The 15,701-nt window shown below is 59.2% G+C and carries 13 protein-coding genes; 3 read left to right on the top strand and 10 right to left on the bottom strand.

Annotation, left to right across the window (positions count from 1 at the left end):
* The first annotated feature begins 137 nt into the window (after nt 1-137).
* Nucleotides 138-839 (top strand): GntR family transcriptional regulator, encoded by a 702-nt coding sequence (locus NOR97_RS05650; RefSeq protein ID WP_257600491.1) that lies wholly within the window; start codon nt 138-140, stop codon nt 837-839.
* A gap of 6 nt (nt 840-845) precedes the next feature.
* Here the strand turns inward: NOR97_RS05650 and NOR97_RS05645 are convergent, their stop codons facing one another.
* Together NOR97_RS05645 and NOR97_RS05640 are read right to left on the bottom strand one after the other, a co-directional pair.
* The gene (locus NOR97_RS05645) at nt 846-1,304 is read right to left on the bottom strand and encodes an Lrp/AsnC family transcriptional regulator (protein ID WP_257600490.1); all 459 of its coding nucleotides are present in this window, start codon (nt 1,302-1,304) and stop codon (nt 846-848) included.
* Complete coding sequence (locus NOR97_RS05640; RefSeq protein WP_257600489.1) at nt 1,301-1,756, bottom strand: Lrp/AsnC family transcriptional regulator; 456 nt, start codon at nt 1,754-1,756, stop codon at nt 1,301-1,303. The genes NOR97_RS05645 and NOR97_RS05640 overlap by 4 nt, the downstream gene beginning before the upstream one ends.
* 131 nt (nt 1,757-1,887) lie before the next feature.
* Between NOR97_RS05640 and ilvC the strand changes: the two genes are divergently transcribed.
* Together ilvC and NOR97_RS05630 are read left to right on the top strand one after the other, a co-directional pair.
* The gene (gene ilvC / locus NOR97_RS05635) at nt 1,888-2,910 is read left to right on the top strand and encodes a ketol-acid reductoisomerase (protein ID WP_170346608.1); all 1,023 of its coding nucleotides are present in this window, start codon (nt 1,888-1,890) and stop codon (nt 2,908-2,910) included.
* Nucleotides 2,911-3,043: 133 nt separating this feature from the next.
* Nucleotides 3,044-3,946 carry a DMT family transporter gene (locus NOR97_RS05630; protein WP_257600488.1) on the top strand — a complete coding sequence of 301 codons (903 nt, stop codon included), beginning with the start codon at nt 3,044-3,046 and terminating at the stop codon, nt 3,944-3,946.
* Here the strand turns inward: NOR97_RS05630 and glmM are convergent.
* From glmM to gltS, 8 genes are all read right to left on the bottom strand, one after another.
* Nucleotides 3,943-5,286 carry a phosphoglucosamine mutase gene (gene glmM / locus NOR97_RS05625; protein ID WP_257600487.1) on the bottom strand — a complete coding sequence of 448 codons (1,344 nt, stop codon included), beginning with the start codon at nt 5,284-5,286 and terminating at the stop codon, nt 3,943-3,945. The two genes, NOR97_RS05630 and glmM, sit on opposite strands and share 4 nt — an antisense overlap.
* Nucleotides 5,287-5,319: 33 nt before the next feature.
* On the bottom strand, nt 5,320-6,318 hold the full coding sequence (folP, locus tag NOR97_RS05620) for a dihydropteroate synthase (protein WP_257600486.1): 999 nt from the start codon (nt 6,316-6,318) through the stop codon (nt 5,320-5,322).
* Complete coding sequence (locus NOR97_RS05615; RefSeq protein ID WP_257600484.1) at nt 6,315-7,235, bottom strand: dihydroneopterin aldolase; 921 nt, start codon at nt 7,233-7,235, stop codon at nt 6,315-6,317. The genes folP and NOR97_RS05615 overlap by 4 nt, the downstream gene beginning before the upstream one ends.
* A 101-nt stretch (nt 7,236-7,336) precedes the next feature.
* A complete protein-coding gene (locus NOR97_RS05610; protein ID WP_257600483.1) occupies nt 7,337-8,710 on the bottom strand; it encodes a multicopper oxidase family protein in 1,374 nt (457 codons plus the stop codon).
* Nucleotides 8,711-8,784: 74 nt separating this feature from the next.
* Complete coding sequence (locus NOR97_RS05605) at nt 8,785-9,426, bottom strand: cell wall hydrolase (protein ID WP_170346602.1); 642 nt, start codon at nt 9,424-9,426, stop codon at nt 8,785-8,787.
* A 187-nt stretch (nt 9,427-9,613) separates the two neighbouring features.
* Entirely contained in the window at nt 9,614-12,154 is a 2,541-nt protein-coding gene (locus NOR97_RS05600; protein WP_257600482.1) for a pyruvate, phosphate dikinase, read from the bottom strand.
* A gap of 89 nt (nt 12,155-12,243) precedes the next feature.
* A complete protein-coding gene (gene glyS, locus NOR97_RS05595) occupies nt 12,244-14,478 on the bottom strand; it encodes a glycine--tRNA ligase subunit beta (RefSeq protein WP_257600481.1) in 2,235 nt (744 codons plus the stop codon).
* 9 nt (nt 14,479-14,487) lie between these two features.
* Nucleotides 14,488-15,696, bottom strand: coding sequence for a sodium/glutamate symporter (gltS, locus tag NOR97_RS05590; protein ID WP_257600480.1), 1,209 nt, complete (start codon nt 15,694-15,696; stop codon nt 14,488-14,490).
* Nucleotides 15,697-15,701 lie beyond the last annotated feature (5 nt).

The raw sequence follows: 15,701 nt of genomic DNA, 5'->3' as shown, positions 1-15,701 counted from the left end.
TTAACAAACACTTAATTTTTCTCACTTAGTTTCCTGAGAACAGGAAAATGACGCCAACCAGTGTCACTTCCCCTTTACACTTCTACTTGCTTCTGAACAGATGCGCACACTTTATACTTGAAGGGATAGATTCACCCGTGACGATACAAAAGCGGATCAGCTTCCAGTTCGTTCGAGACGAAGTAAAACGACGCATTGAAAGCCGTGTCTGGCCACAAGGATCGCTTTTGCCGACGGAGACCCAGCTGGCAGAGGAGTTCAATTGCGCCCGGGCCACTGTGAACAGAGCCTTGAGAGAACTGGCCGACCAGGGCTTTGTCGAGCGCAAACGCAAAAGCGGCACACGCGTCAAGAAAGAGCCCAGCAAACACGCCAAACTCGAATTGTCACTGGCGCGGCAAGTGGTCGAAAACCAGAATGCAAATTATCGTTATGCGCTTGTTGAAAGAAATGTGGTCACCAGCCCTGGATGGCTTTCCTCGCAGATCAACGTGGCACCGGATGCGCGTGTTCTACATGTAATCTGTATGCACTATGCAGACAATCGGCCCTTCCAGATGGAAGAACGGTGGATCAACATCGAGGCTGTTCCAGATGTAGAGGACGCGGACCTGGTCGAACAGGGGCCACATGAATGGCTGTTGACGGCCGCACCTTTCACCGACGCCGAGGTCGCTTTCTGCGCCATATCCGCAGATGCGCGACTGGCAGAATTCATGGGCACCACGGCGGGAACATCCATGATTCAAATGGAACGCACCACCTGGAAAGAAGACAGGCCGCTTACCTTTGCGCGCATGACGCATCATCCGGGCTATTGCATCCGCACCAAATACTGAGCGTTTTCAACCGATCGGTCCAGATAGGCGTTCTTCGCTCAGCAGCACGTTTGCCTCGACATCGCCCGCACCCGGCAATGTCATGATCCGGCGCCGCAATACACGCTCGAAATCGGCCAGGTCTCGGGCCACCACACGCAGTCGATAGTCATACAGTCCAAGCACATGCTCGACTGTCTGCACCTCGGGAATGGCACTGACAGCGCGCTCAAAATCTTCAAGACTGACTTGGCCCTTGCGCCCCAGCTTGATGCCCAGAAAGACGGTAACACCGAACCCCAGCGCTTCGGCATTCAGACGCAGCCGACGGCCCTTGATTATTCCTGCCTCTTCCAACCGACGAATGCGGCGCCACGTTGCGGGTTGGGATAACCCGAACCTGCGCCCCAATGCTCCGGCACTTTGCGTGGCATCCTGTTGCAGTGCGCGAAGAAGGCGGCTATCAATCTCATCCAATTCGATCATACCGGCAGTACCTCGTCCCGCTTGACCCTCGCGATATGCATCAGGGCCTCGATATCGGCGATGTGAGGCAGGGTCAGAATCCGGTCGCGATAGAGCTGTTGATAGTGCTTCATATCTCTTGCAATGACGGAAAGACGAACATCGACCCGACCCAGAAAGGTCTGAATTTCGATCACCTCTGCCACGTCACGCGCCGCCTGCGTGAAATCGTCGAAAGCTCGGGCCTGCGTCTTGTCAAGCGTGATCCGAAGCGAGACCTCGACTGCATATCCCATCGCGGCCCAGTCTATCACGGCCTCCTGCCCTTGGATGATCCCTGCGGCCTGCATCTTTTCGATCCGCCGCCAGCAGACACCCGCGCTGATCCGGCAAAGATCGGCCAGTTCCGCTGTTGTCAGGCTCGGGTCTGCTTGAAAGTGGCGCAGAATGCGCCGATCAATATCATCAAGCATGATTTTTTTACATTCTCCAATTATCGCGAATTATTCTTCATCTTTTTTGCAAATACTCAAGCCCAACCCTATCGCCATTGGGCGAACAGGCAGATACAACCGCCGCAACCTAACCAGAAAGGACCGGCGAAATGCGCGTCTATTACGATCGCGATTGCGATATCAACCTGATCAAAGACAAGAAAGTTGCCATTCTCGGCTATGGCTCGCAAGGTCACGCTCACGCGCTGAACCTGCGCGACTCGGGTGCAAAGAACCTGGTCGTCGCCCTGCGCGAAGGATCGCCCTCCGCCAAAAAAGCCGAAGCCGAAGGTTTGCAAGTCATGGGCATCGCCGAAGCGGCGGCCTGGTGTGACGTGATCATGTTCACCATGCCCGACGAGCTTCAGGCCGAGACCTACAAAAAATACGTCCACGACAACATCAAGCCCGGTGCGGCCATCGCGTTTGCCCATGGCCTGAACGTACATTTCGGCCTGATCGAGCCGAAAGACGGCGTCGACGTCATCATGATGGCCCCCAAGGGCCCCGGCCACACCGTGCGCGGCGAATACACCAAAGGCGGCGGCGTGCCCTGCCTGGTCGCTGTCCACAACGATGCAACCGGCAAAGCGCTGGAAATCGGCTTGTCCTACTGCTCGGCCATCGGCGGCGGCCGCTCGGGCATCATCGAAACCAACTTCCGTGAAGAGTGTGAAACCGACCTGTTCGGCGAACAGGCCGTTCTGTGCGGTGGTCTGGTCGAACTGATCCGCTGCGGCTTTGAAACTCTGGTCGAAGCCGGTTACGCCCCTGAAATGGCCTATTTCGAGTGTCTGCACGAAGTGAAACTGATCGTCGATCTGATCTACGAAGGCGGCATCGCCAACATGGATTACTCGATCTCGAACACCGCCGAATACGGCCAGTACGTCACCGGGCCGCGTATCCTGAAATACGACGAGACCAAAGCGCGTATGAAAGAGGTTCTGAACGACATCCAGCAGGGTAAATTCGTTCGTGACTTCATGCTGGAAAACGCCGTTGGCCAGCCGACCATCAAAGCGGCGCGCCGTGCCAATGACGAGCATATGATCGAGGAAACCGGCGCCAAGCTGCGCGGCATGATGCCGTGGATCTCGGCCGGAAAGATGGTCGACAAAGAAAAGAACTAAGCCTGACCTTAGTAGCATAAGGGCGGCCACGGCGGTCGCCCTTTTTCGTTTGCACAAAAAAGTGGCGCGGCACATAAACGCCCGATCAGACCAATCAATTTCGCGAACTTGCGCTGCCCGACAGGACAAACCAATGGTGCAACAGCCGACTAGACAGGACTGGAGCGGCGTCTTCACGCTGGGCCTGATCTGGGGCGCGACCTTCATGGTCGTCACCATGGCGCTGGAAGGCTATGGGCCGATCACGGTCGCCACCTCACGAACCACGCTGGGCGCTGTTACCCTGTTGCTGATGATGACGGTGACCGGTCGCAAGCTGCCGGTTCTGACGCCGGCGCTGAGTGTTTCGATTGTCCTTATCGGCGTGCTGTCTACTGCCGTACCCTTCATGCTGCTCAGCTGGGGGCAGCAATTCGTGCCATCAGCCTTTGCGGGGCTGTCCATGGCCGCCATTCCGCTTATGGTATTGCCACTTGCGCATTTCTTTTCTGACGAGCCGCTCAATCTACGTCGCCTGCTGGGCGTGTGTCTGGGCTTCTCGGGAGCTTTGGTATTGATCGGCCCCGGTCTGGCACAGCTTGGCCAAGGGGCCGAACCTCTGGCCCAATTGGCCTGTATCACTGCCGCATTGTGCTATGCGTCTTCGTCGATTTTGACCCGTCGCTGTCCGCCTGTCGACCCGTTGGCGCTTGCTGCGCTGACCCTGCTGGTTGGGGCTGCGTTGTTGGTGCCCATCATGCTGATGACCGAAGGCTTGCCCAAATGGCAAGGCACGCGCCCCACACTTGCTCTGATCGTGCTGGGCTTGGTGCCAACGGCGTTCGCCACCCTGCTGCGCGTGTCCATCACCCGCAGCGCAGGTTCCGTGTTTCTGACACTGGTGAACTATCAGGTGCCCATTTGGTCAATGGTATTCGGCGCCTGGATTCTGTCCGAGGCCCTGCCCCTGCGCTTTTTCATCGCCCTTGCGCTGATCCTGACAGGCATGGCCATCAGTCAATGGTTCAGCCTGCGCAAGGTTCTGTTCGGGCACTAGCTTGTGGCGGCCTCGACCTCGGCGACGATGCTGTCAACGACTTGGGTCAGCAACCCATCATCTTCGCATTCAGCCATCACGCGGATCAACGGTTCGGTCCCGGATTTGCGGATCAACAACCGGCCCTGCCCATTCAACCGTGCCTCGGCATCGGCAATGGCCGCCTGTACACTTTGCACCTCCAAAGGCGTTTGATCGCTGGAATAACGTACATTCTTCAGCAACTGCGGCACGGTTTCGAATTGTTTGGACAGATCCGACGCCTTGCGCCCCGACAGAACCATTTCCGCCAGGAAATGCAGGCCAGCCATCAACCCGTCACCGGTGGTGGCATAATCGCTCATCACGATATGGCCGGACTGTTCCCCGCCAAGGTTGAACCCACCTTCACGCATCCGTTCGACCACGTAGCGATCGCCGACGGCCGTTCGCTCGAGGCGCAAACCCTGCGCTGTCAGGTGGCGTTCCAGACCCAGGTTGGACATGACGGTCGCGACCAGGGCATCGCCCTTCAACTGGCCCGATTTCTTCCATGCCGTCGCCAGCAAAGCCATAAGCTGATCGCCGTCAGCCACCTGGCCGGTTTCGTCGACCACAACCACCCTGTCCGCGTCGCCATCCAGACAAATACCCACATCGGCACCATGCGCGACAACGGTTTCAGCGGCCAGTTGAGGCTTGGTCGATCCGCAGTTGAGATTGATATTCTTGCCGTTGGGCGCGATTCCCACGGGGATCACTTCTGCGCCCAGTTCCCACAAAACTTCCGGCGCGGTGCGGTGGGCTGCGCCGTTTGCACAATCGATCACCACTTTCAAACCATCCAGACTGACGTTCCGCGGCAACGACGACTTCACACGTTCACCATAGCGAAACCGGGCGTCATCAACCCGGCGCGCCCGGCCGATATTCTGCGCCTGAGCGGGTCTGACGCCTTCGTCGATCAGCTTTTCGATCTCGACCTCGGCCTGATCGGACAGTTTATAGCCGTCGGGCCCAAAGAACTTGATTCCGTTGTCTTCGGCAGGGTTGTGGCTGGCCGAGATCATGACGCCCAGATCAGCCCTCATGGAGCGCGTCATGAGGCCAACGGCGGGCGTCGGAACGGGCCCCAGCAGCAGCACGTTCATTCCAGTGGACGTCAAACCGGCCGTCAGCGCGTTTTCCAGCATATACCCGGACAAACGCGTATCCTTGCCGATGACAACCCGGTGCACCCCTGTCGCGTCGCGCCGGAAATACCGCCCGACTGCGGCCCCGATGCGCAACGCCATCTCTGCCGTCATCGGATGCGTGTTGGCGGTGCCCCGCACCCCGTCGGTTCCGAACAGCTTGCGCATAGGTGTCACTCCGTGATTTGCCGTGCGACCGGATTACCGGACAGCAGCCCATAGGCGCAAGGCCTGAGAGGTCTCGGCCACGTCATGAACGCGGATGATCTGCACGCCCTGAGACAATCCCGCCAGAGCCACCGCGATTGATCCCGGCGCGCGGGCAGTCTTGCAAGGCTCTTTTCCGATGGTGCCAATAAAGCCCTTGCGCGACACGCCCAGCAGGATCGGGCAGCCCAAGCCGTGGAACAGGCTGAGATTGCGCAGAAGGGTCAGGTTGTGATCCTCGGTCTTCCCAAACCCGATCCCGGGATCCACAACGACCTGATCGCGGCTCAGGCCAAGACGTTCCAGCAACGCGATCTGGCCTTCGAGAAAATCGTAAACATCCAGCAATACACTGTCGTATCGCGGATTGATCTGCATCGTCGCCGGATCACCCTGCATATGCATGACACAGACAGGCACTCCCTGCGCGGCACAGAACGGTGCCAATGCCGGATCGAAGGTGAAGCCCGAGACATCATTGACCAACCCTGCCCCGGCCGCGCAGGCAGCCTTGGCGACATCGACCTTTCGTGTATCGATGGAAATCAAAGCGCCTGTTTCCGACCGGATCGCTTCGATCAACGGGCGGGTTCGGGCGATTTCTTCCTCGGCCGGGACAAAATCCGCACCCGGACGGGTGGACTCTCCGCCGATATCCAGAATCGTGGCACCATGCGCCACCATATTCACCGCAGCCACGCGAGCAGCATCTACCGAGCTGTGAACACCGCCATCCGAGAAACTGTCCGGCGTGGCATTCAGAATCCCCATGATATGAGGCACCTGCATATCAAGGCCCGCCACGTCAGCCCGCGGTTGGATCAAACGGCTCAGGTAATCTGACGGAACGTCCGAGGCCGCGACGATTTCGGGTTCGGACCCGCGCCGCAGGGCTTCGACATGAGTGAACCAAAGGGGTTGGCCCGCCAGCGGCACAGCGCCTGTGGGACGGGTCGCTCCATGCTGGACCAGTGGTCTGAAATAGGTTCTCACAGCTGGGCCTGATCCACCGCAACAGCGCGCAAGGGCGTTTTGGGTTCCGTCGGCAATGCGCCGCCGATCACCATCATTTCGCTCGCTTCAAAGGTCGCCGCGAACCATGCAGCCAGCGCCACGGCATCCGACGGGGCGGCAGACGGGCCGTCAACGGCATCCAGTACGATCTTGGATGGGGCCCAGACACAGATCTGGCCATTCTTCATCGCCCAATCCAATTCGGTCCGCGTAGAGACCACCACACAGCGATGATCCCGTGCCGCCAGAACCCAGGCATTCTGTTCAATTGCCAACAGGTCAATTCGGCGTTGCGTCATCGCATGACCCGTTTGCGGAGCGGCCAGGTCGGACGCCCCGACACACAGGATCAGCGGGCGCTGGCGGTTCTCCAACTGATCGATCCAGCCCTTCAGGTTTTCCGAGGCGATGGCGTCATTCGACAGGAAGACAAGGCGGGGGTGCGGGCGTTCTTCTTCGGCCATCTCATGATGGACCGAGTCTTTTCCACGCACGATCTCGACCCCCAACGCCCCCGGGCCCCGATCCAGTTTTTCGATGCGAACAAAGACCCTTACAGCCTGAGGTTCAAGTAGGATACGTTCCGCAACGCGTTCGGCCAATGTCTCGAGCAGGTTCAGGCGCTCGGCCGCCAGCTCATAGGCGATGGATTCCGTTACCCGGTCATATGACAGGATGCGATCCACATCATCATCAATCGGGTCCGTCAGAGGCCGGACTTCGACCACGATGTTGAAACAGATCCGCTGGGTTGTTCCCCGCTCGGCCTGGAAGGCACCGATTTCGACTTCGACAATATGGTCGCGCAACGAAATACGATCCAACGGCCCCCGAGGAGACGTCGCCTCGGACCGTTCGGACGGGTGTGCGAATGCCAGACGGATTTCAGAACTCATGGGTCAGGCCTTTTCGGGCTCGTTTCAAAGTTCGCCCACTATAGGCGTTGCGAGGGCCTATAGCATTCAAACAAGCGCCATTCCAACCGCCGAATGCGGCGTCACGAGACCCGAAACCAGCTCATCATCCCGGACGCGGCGTGCCCCAGCATATGGCAATGCAGCAACCAGTTCCCCGGATTGTCCGCGATCAATGCGATTTGGCGTGCCTGTCCCCGCCCGACCAGAACGGTATCACGCCAGGGGCCAAGAGAACCATCATCCATGATCAGCCGGAAGTGATGCCCGTGCAGATGCATTGCGTGCGGAAATGCGGTTTCATTCACGAACTCGATCCTGTGCAAACTGCCGACGGCCGCATCCAGAAACGGATCTTCGGGGCGTTCGGCGTAACCGTTCAGCGCCCAGAATTTGCCCAACTGCGCCAGCTCGCGGCCTGACAGTTCCGTTTCACCCAGCCGGGCGCTTTCCAGCCAGCGCATTGCGCCACCTTGCAAAACCATCCGGTGCGTTCTGGCATGTTGAAGATTATCGATCTTAGGCAAAGGGTTAGGCGGCAATGCTGACACGCCCTGCCTGTGCGCCTCGGCAGCGTTTCCACCGACCTCGAACCATGCCAGCCCAAAGGAACCATCTCTTTCGACGCTGACCAGGCTTGCCGTTTCGCCCTCGGTGACGACATCCACAATCAGATCCGCACGCTGCGCAGGTGCAAGCGGGAAAGAGCCCGACAGCCGCAGCGGTGTTTCCAAGGGCATTCCATCCAAGGCGACGATCCACCCTGAAAGACCATCAAGATCCAGGTCGAATATCCGGGCATTGGAGGCGTTGACCAATCGCAGTCGCAGTCGCTCGTTTCTGCGTACCGCAAACGCGGGATCGAATGATCCGTTGACGGTCAGGATGTTCCCTAGCCGACCTGCATGGCTCAGATCATGGCCATTGTCGAAATCATCCGTTATCTGCGCGGTCTCAGGGTTCAACCGCCAATCATCCAACATCAGCACCAGATCCTGATCGACATCCGGTGCCGTGGCCTCTGCAACGATCAGCGGCCCATACAGCCCGCGGGCCACCTGTTCCATCGACTGGTTGTGCGCGTGGTACCAATAGGTGCCTGCATCCGGGGCAACGAAGTCATAGTCGAAAGAACTGCCCGGTGCGACGGCATCCTGCGTCAGACCGGGTACACCGTCCATGGCGTTGTCAATGCGGATCCCGTGCCAGTGGACCGATGTTGGTTGCGGAAGGTCATTCACTAGTTTGCGCTGAACGCGTGCGCCCTGTTCGACCCTTAGGACCGTTCCGGGGACAGTGTCACCGTAACTCCAGACCGTTGTGTCAGGAAACCCTTCGGGTGCAACGCGCTGCCGGCTCAGATGCGCCTTGAGCGGCGGATAACCGGCGCGGGTCGCGACCGGCAGAATTGTGGCGGCGGCGGCTGTTTTCAGAATGTGTCGTCGGGTGAAAAGCATTACGGGCCTCCTGGGCCCGCAATATAGACTGCAACCTGCCGCGCGCCACCAAGCTTCCAGCGCGGGTGCGTCAATCAGTTGCTCGCTGTCCGATAGTTGTGGCGGTAGAAAATGTGCACACCGATCCGCGCGGTCTGTTTATAGACCCGCGACCAAGATGGCCGAACCGCCGTCGTGTGGTAGTGGGTCGCCCCTTCGGTCAGCTCTTGGCCGATACCATCAATGGCGGCCCGAGCGACCTTGGACACGCGCTCATACGCTTTCTTCTCGTGGATGACCTCTTTGCGACCGTCACATGTATAGGTGAACTGGCACTGGTATTTCTTGCCGGTCCCCTGACGGATCACACCACACAGAGAGCTTGGAAAGCGGCTGCTTTTGACCCGGTTCAAGATGACCTCGGCCACAGCAAACTGGCCACGCACGCTTTCGCCACGGGCTTCGAAGTACAATGCCTCGGACAGGCACTTCCAGTTTTCGTCACCGGTTGCCTTGGGTTGCTGGTCAAGCCAGTCCTTGGAGTATGTTACTTCAACTGGTTTGGCCGCCTTACGCGGTTGGAACAGTTTGAAATAGTCGCGAAAGCTTTGCGCCGGCAATTCGCTGCGGGCGACAAGCTCTTTCTTTGCAGTATCAATTGCTTCCCTCTCGGCGAAGGACGCACTGGGCAGCACGGTTGCCGCCATTGTGGCAACAGCCATTATGTAACGTAGCATCAGATAACCTCGCACAGGCACTTCACGCGCCATACCCTCCCCCGGCGGGCGCGACGAGGCATTTAACGCAATCGAGCGCAAAGGTCCAGTCTTTCGGAAAATGCAAGTGGAATCTTGCCCGTAGCGAAGATAAATTTCGCCTACGAGTGTCCAGATAACCCACTAATCCTTGGGTTTTCAGGCCCTGTCAACCCCCAAGTCTGGAGGAAATCGCCAGTTGAGCGGCAGCCAGCCGAGCGACCGGAACCCGGAACGGCGAACACGAAACATAGTCGAACCCCAAATCCCTGCAAATGGCGATTGATTCGGGGTTTCCGCCGTGTTCTCCGCAAACAGACAGGGTCACATCCGGTTTCGCGGCTCGTCCCCGCTCGGCTCCCAGCTTCAGCAGTTCCCCGACCCCATCCGGATCAAGAACGTGGAACGGATCTTCGCCGAAGACACCCTGGCGAACATAAGCGGACATGAAACGGCCGGCATCGTCGCGGGACAGACCATATGTCATCTGCGTCAGGTCATTCGTTCCGAAACTCATGAACGCGGTCTGCGGGGCGATCTCTTCTGCGCGCAGACAGGCGCGCGGGGTTTCGACCATCACACCCAGCCGATATTCAAACTCCTGCCCGCGTTCTGACGCGACCGCCGCCGCCACCGTATCGATGCGGGACTTGACCAGTTCGACCTCTCGTTTCGCGGATACCAGCGGTATCATCACTTCGGGCACGACGGGGGCGCCGTTCTTTCTGGCATCCAGCGTGGCTTCGAAGATCGCGCGCGCTTGCATGTCATAGATTTCGGGAACGGTCACGCCCAGACGAACACCGCGCAGGCCCAGCATCGGATTGTATTCCGTCATCGCGTCAACCCGACGCTCGACATCGGAAACCGGCAAATCCAGCGCCTCGGCCAATTCCCGTTGACCGCTGCGCGTGGTGGGCAGGAACTCGTGCAAGGGCGGGTCGAACAGGCGAATGCAGACGGGCTGCCCTTCCATGATTCTGAACAGCTGAACAAAGTCCTCACGCTGCATCGGAAGCAAACGTTCCAGCACAGCCGCCCTGCCCGAAGACGTTTGCGCAAAAATCATCTCGCGCATCACGATCAGGCGGCCGGGTTCAAAGAACATATGCTCCGTCCGACACAGGCCGATCCCCTGCGCCTGAAAGTTGCGCGCCGTCTGCGCATCGGCCGGTGTGTCGGCATTGGCGCGGATGTCAATATCACGCTCGGCATCGGCCCATGCCATCAAGGTCTGAAAACAATCATCCAACGCGGCCTCAAGCATGGCGGGCTGCCCTGCCAGCACCTGACCGGAACTGCCATCGATGGTCAGAATATCGCCGGTCTTGAAAACTCGACCATCGGGTGCGGTCAGCATCTTCTTTTTGGCCTGGAACCGCATGTCTGAGGCACCAACGATACAGGGCAGGCCAAGTCCACGGCCAATCACGGCGGCGTGGCTGGTCATCCCGCCTTTTTCCGTCAGAACCGCAACGGCCGCATGCATCCCGCGCACATCCTCGGGCGAGGTTTCGCGGCGGACCAGAACGCAGGCCTCGCCGCGCGCGGCACTGGCCTGCGCTTCTGCGGATGTAAACACGATCTTTCCCGTTGAAGCGCCCGGGCTGGCACCGATGGCCGTCGTCAGCACGTCACGCCGCGCTTCCGGATGGACCTGCCGGTGCAAAAGCTCATTCAGCGCGTGGGGGTCCACACGCATCACCGCCTCTTGCGGCGGTATGATCCCGTCTTCGGCCAGACGAACGGCGATCCGCATCGCCGCGCGCGACGTTCTCTGAACCCGGACGCCGTCCAGAATATGCACGTTGCCGTTTTGAATGACGAACTCGACCTGCATTTCTTCGCGCAGTTTTTCACGCATCAGCGCAGCTTGTTGCTTCAACTCGGCAAAGGCTTTGGGTGCGACTTCTTCAAGCGACGGTCCACGCGGGTCTTTTTCAAGAAACAGCGCGGCCACATCTTCGCCCAGCGCATCACGGCCCTGGCTCTGGCTCAGGTAGCGCCCCGTGATCTGCGGCATTCCTGTGGTCGAGTCGACCAGTTGAAGCACACCTGATCCGCATTCACCCTGCCCGACCCCCGGGATCATCTCTTGAATGACAAGCCCAAGACCGGCATCTGCCGGGGCGCCCTTGGCCTGCCGCAACAGCCGAGCGGATGTCCCATCCCATGCGCGGGCCATCGAGCGCAAAACACCGATCAGCTGTTCACCGCGGTCCTGCGGAAAAGCTTCGTCCGTTTCATCTTCGTACGCGCGCAGGGAATGGCGCAGACCTTCGCTGCCATCCATGTCGATGTCATCAAACACGTCCGCGTCCAGCCGCGCCACGTGGATCGCATAGCTTTGAACGAACCTGAGATACAGCGCTGCGGCGGCCTCTGCCCCCATCGTATCGGACAGGTCCACATAGCGTGCATCATTCATGCCAATGTTCAGAACCGCACCGGGCCCGCCCCAGTCGGGATCTTCGGAACTTGGTCGGACGCACAGCAAGGTCGCCGGATCGAATTGCTCAAGGATCGCGTCAAGGTTCGGAACTTCGCCTTCCGCAATCTGATGGACCGCATCAAACGACAGCGCGACGGTCCGGGGCACCGGCAGGTCCAGTCGAACCAGTCGTTGCAGACACTTGGCCCGCCCGCCATGGGTATGGGCCGTGACCGGAGCATCGGGCGTAATGAGCGTGGTATGCGGATTATTCTGCACTGCAGCACCTTTTGATTTGCGTGCAGCATAAGCGCTTGCGCCCTTCGTGCAAGGGCGTTGTGGGCACGCATCGCTGCGTGCCCGAGGTTTTAACCTTCGATCCGCGAAAGATCGGCCACGCTGGAGCAAACCTGCCTGATCTGACTGAGCAGGTTCAGCCGGTTGCGGCGGATCACATCATTGTCGGTGTTGACCTGCACGTCCTCAAAAAAACCGTCCACAGGGCCGCGCAGCGCGGCCATGGCGGCCACGGCAGCTGCGAAGTCTTCGGACTTCAGAGCCACATCGATCTGCGACTGAGCCCTGTCCAAAGCCGCGAAAAGCGCCTTCTCGCTTTCGGTCTCGGCGAATTTCACATCCGCACCGTAAGAGTATTCCACGCCGTCCTTTTCCTCGGCCTGGGTCAGGATGTTGTTGGCCCGCTTGAACCCCTGCACGAGGTTTTCCCCATCCTCGGTCGCGATCACCGCATTCAGCGCGCGCGCACGTTTGACCAGCAGGTTGAGGTCGTCATTGCCCTCCATCGCGATGCAGGCGTCGATGATGTCATGGCGGATGCCCTCGTCTCGGAGGAAGACTTTGAGCCGGTCGTGGAAGAAGGACAAAAGGTCATCTGACGTATCGGGTACCTTCCGTTCAAGATGCAGAAAGTCCGCCATTTGGTGCGTCCCGGCCTTGTCGCCCGCAAGCTTCTCCTTCACCGTACGGAACGCTGCTCCGAAAACACCGTGGTCGGCAATCTCATCCAACAGCTCTGCGACATGCCCGTCGTGCAAGGCTTCGTTCGAAGCCGCTTCGGCCCGAACGAGTTGCGCGTCGAAGAAACGGTCGAGCTTCAGCCGCAGATCATTGTTCAGGATCAACCGGATCACCCCCAAGGCCGCGCGACGCAGCGCGAACGGGTCCTTCGACCCGGTGGGCTTTTCATCGATCGCCCAGAACCCGGCCAGAGTATCAAGTTTGTCCGCAAGCGCCACGGCGACCGACAGAGGTGCCGCAGGCACATCATCCGACGGCCCCAGCGGCGAGTAGTGTTCTTGCGCCACAGCTGCCACCGCGGCACCCTCGCCGGCGGCTTCGATGTAATACCGCCCCATGAGCCCCTGAAGTTCGGGGAATTCATAGACCATCTCTGAACTCAGATCAGCCTTGGCCAGGCGCGCGGCTTTCTCGGCCTGGTCCGGGTCGGCGCCCGTCACCGGGGCCAGTTCGCGGGCCAGCGCGGCGATGCGCTCGATACGTTGGGCCTGAGTGCCCAGCTTGTTGTGGAAGGTCACGTTCTCCAGCGCTCGGGTCCATTGGGTGATGTCCGACTTGGCAATGCGCAGGTCGTTCTCCCAGAAGAACTTGGCATCGGCCAGACGTGCCGACAGCACCTTTTGGTTCCCCGCCAGAATGGTTGCGCCGTTGTCGGCGGTTTCGCGGTTGGCGACGGTGATGAACCGTTCGATCCGACCTGTCTTGGGGTTCTTCACCGAAAAGAACTTCTGATGCTCTTTCATCGAGGTCTGCAATACTTCGGGCGGCAATTCCAGAAACTCGTCATCGATCTGGCCCATCAAAACCACGGGCCATTCCACCAGCCCGGCAACCTCGGCCAACAGGCCCTTGTCTTCGACGATTTCCAGACCTGCGGCAAAAGCCATGTTCTGTGCATCATTCCAGATGTGTTCGGCACGTTCATCCGGCGAGAGAATCACGAATGCGCGTTTCAGCTTGGCGGCATAGTCCTCGAAAGACGTAACCGGGAACCGGTTGGGGGCCATGAAACGATGACCGGCTGTGGTGTCTCCGGAACGGATGCCGTCGACATCCATCGGAACAACCTGCGCTCCGGAATCATCCGACAGGATGCACAGAATGGAATGCAACGGACGCACCCACCGCAGGCTGCCACTGCCCCAACGCATGGATTTGGGCCATGGGAAGTTGCGAATGGTGGCTTCCAGCACTTCGGCAATGATCTCGGCGGCCGGACGGCCCGGTTTCTCGATGGTGGCGAAGTAAACGGCGCCCTTGGGGGTCTCACGCTCTTCCAGTTGGTCGCGGGTCAGGCCCGCGCCCCGCAGGAAACCTTCGATCGCCTTGTCCGGCGCGCCGACCTTGGGTCCTTTGCGCTCTTCCCGGATTGTCGGACTTTGCGCCAGCAGACCTTCCACCGCCAATGTCAGGCGGCGGGGTGTGGTCAGTGCGGCAGCGTTTGAATAGGTCAAGCCGGCCTCGACCAGACCATCGGTAATCCGCTTTTTCAGATCCTCACCGGCACGGGTTTGCATCCGCGCAGGAATTTCTTCGGAAAACAGTTCGATCAGCAGGTCGGGCATAGTCGGTCCTTAGAAGTTCACAATCGTCTGAATGACGATGGCATTGGCGATATCCACAAAGAAGGCGGATACAAGGGGCAGCACGATAAAGGCAATAGGCGAAGGCCCATATCGCTTGGTTACTGCCGTCATATTTGCAATCGCCGTGGGTGTGGCGCCCAGGGCAAAGCCTCCGAAGCCCGCGGCCAGCACCGCTCCGCGATAATTCGAGCCCATCAGGGGAAACAGCACCCATATCACGAAAACGACCGTGAACAGAGTTTGCGCCGACATGATCACGGCAATTGCCACACCCAGTTCCGCTATGGTCCACAACTGCAAACTCATCAGTGACATTGCCAGAAAGGCACCAAGAGCAAATTCAGACAGCAACGCCAGCGACGGTGTACGCGCAACCGGCGGCGCGGACGGAGCAATGGCCGTTCGGACATTCGAGATCACGATGCCCATGATCAGACAGGGCACAAACAGCGGCAGCTTCAGCCCCGCGGCCGAAATCGCCTCGCCCAGCGCATAGCCCAGAATGATGGCAAGGTTCAGATGCAGCAGCACGCGCATAATGGTCACATGGTCAATTTCGGTGGCCGCGGTCGTTTCTTCCGGCAGTCCGACCGTATGTTCTTCGTCAGGTCGGTCCGGCGACAGGCCTCGTGTTTCCACCAGAAGACGGGCGATGGGGCCACCCACCAGCGCAGCAAGCACCAGTCCGAGCGTCGCCACGGCAACGCCAAGTTCGGTTGCACCGTCCAGACCCGTTGCGCTGGCAACTTCGGGTGCCCATGCGATTGCGGTTCCGTGTCCACCAATCAAAGCGGCCGAACCGAACAGAACGCCTGCTTGCGCCGGATAGCCAAACAAGGAAGCCCCTGCCGCGCCGATAACGTTCTGCGCAACAATCGTGACAAGCGTCAAAATCAGGAGGATCAACAAAGGCTTACCACCGGCAATCAAGTCAGAAAGCCGCGCGTTCAGTCCGATCCCGGCAAAGAACAGAACCAGCAGAGCGTCCCGGGTCTGCAACTCGAATGACAGCTCAACATTGGCAAAGAGATACAGAAGCAAAACCACGAGCGAAGCCAAAAGGCCGCCCGTGACCGGTTCAGGAATATTGAACTGCCTCAGAACTGCGACTTTGCCGTTGATCCGGGCACCCAACAAATACACCGCAAACCCCAGAGTTGCAGTAATGAAGTCCGGGATCAAAACGGCGTCAGCCATGGTTT

Source organism: Ruegeria sp. YS9, assembly GCF_024628725.1.
GTDB classification, from domain to species: Bacteria; Pseudomonadota; Alphaproteobacteria; order Rhodobacterales; family Rhodobacteraceae; genus Ruegeria; species Ruegeria atlantica_C.
The sequence above is the reverse complement of the archived record's forward strand: the minus strand, read 5'-3'. Positions and strand labels throughout refer to the sequence as shown.

Bases quoted from the DNA above. Each gene is read 5' to 3' on its own strand.
- NOR97_RS05645 (WP_257600490.1), bottom strand. From the start codon at position 1,304: ATGATCGAATTGGATGAGATTGATAGCCGCCTTCTTCGCGCACTGCAA.
- NOR97_RS05640 (WP_257600489.1), bottom strand. From the start codon at position 1,756: ATGCTTGATGATATTGATCGGCGCATTCTGCGCCACTTTCAAGCAGAC.
- ilvC (WP_170346608.1), top strand. From the start codon at position 1,888: ATGCGCGTCTATTACGATCGCGATTGCGATATCAACCTGATCAAAGAC.
- NOR97_RS05630 (WP_257600488.1), top strand. From the start codon at position 3,044: ATGGTGCAACAGCCGACTAGACAGGACTGGAGCGGCGTCTTCACGCTG.
- glmM (WP_257600487.1), bottom strand. From the start codon at position 5,286: ATGCGCAAGCTGTTCGGAACCGACGGGGTGCGGGGCACCGCCAACACG.
- NOR97_RS05615 (WP_257600484.1), bottom strand. From the start codon at position 7,235: ATGAGTTCTGAAATCCGTCTGGCATTCGCACACCCGTCCGAACGGTCC.
- NOR97_RS05610 (WP_257600483.1), bottom strand. From the start codon at position 8,710: ATGCTTTTCACCCGACGACACATTCTGAAAACAGCCGCCGCCGCCACA.
- NOR97_RS05605 (WP_170346602.1), bottom strand. From the start codon at position 9,426: ATGCTACGTTACATAATGGCTGTTGCCACAATGGCGGCAACCGTGCTG.
- glyS (WP_257600481.1), bottom strand. From the start codon at position 14,478: ATGCCCGACCTGCTGATCGAACTGTTTTCCGAAGAAATTCCTGCGCGG.
- gltS (WP_257600480.1), bottom strand. From the start codon at position 15,696: ATGGCTGACGCCGTTTTGATCCCGGACTTCATTACTGCAACTCTGGGG.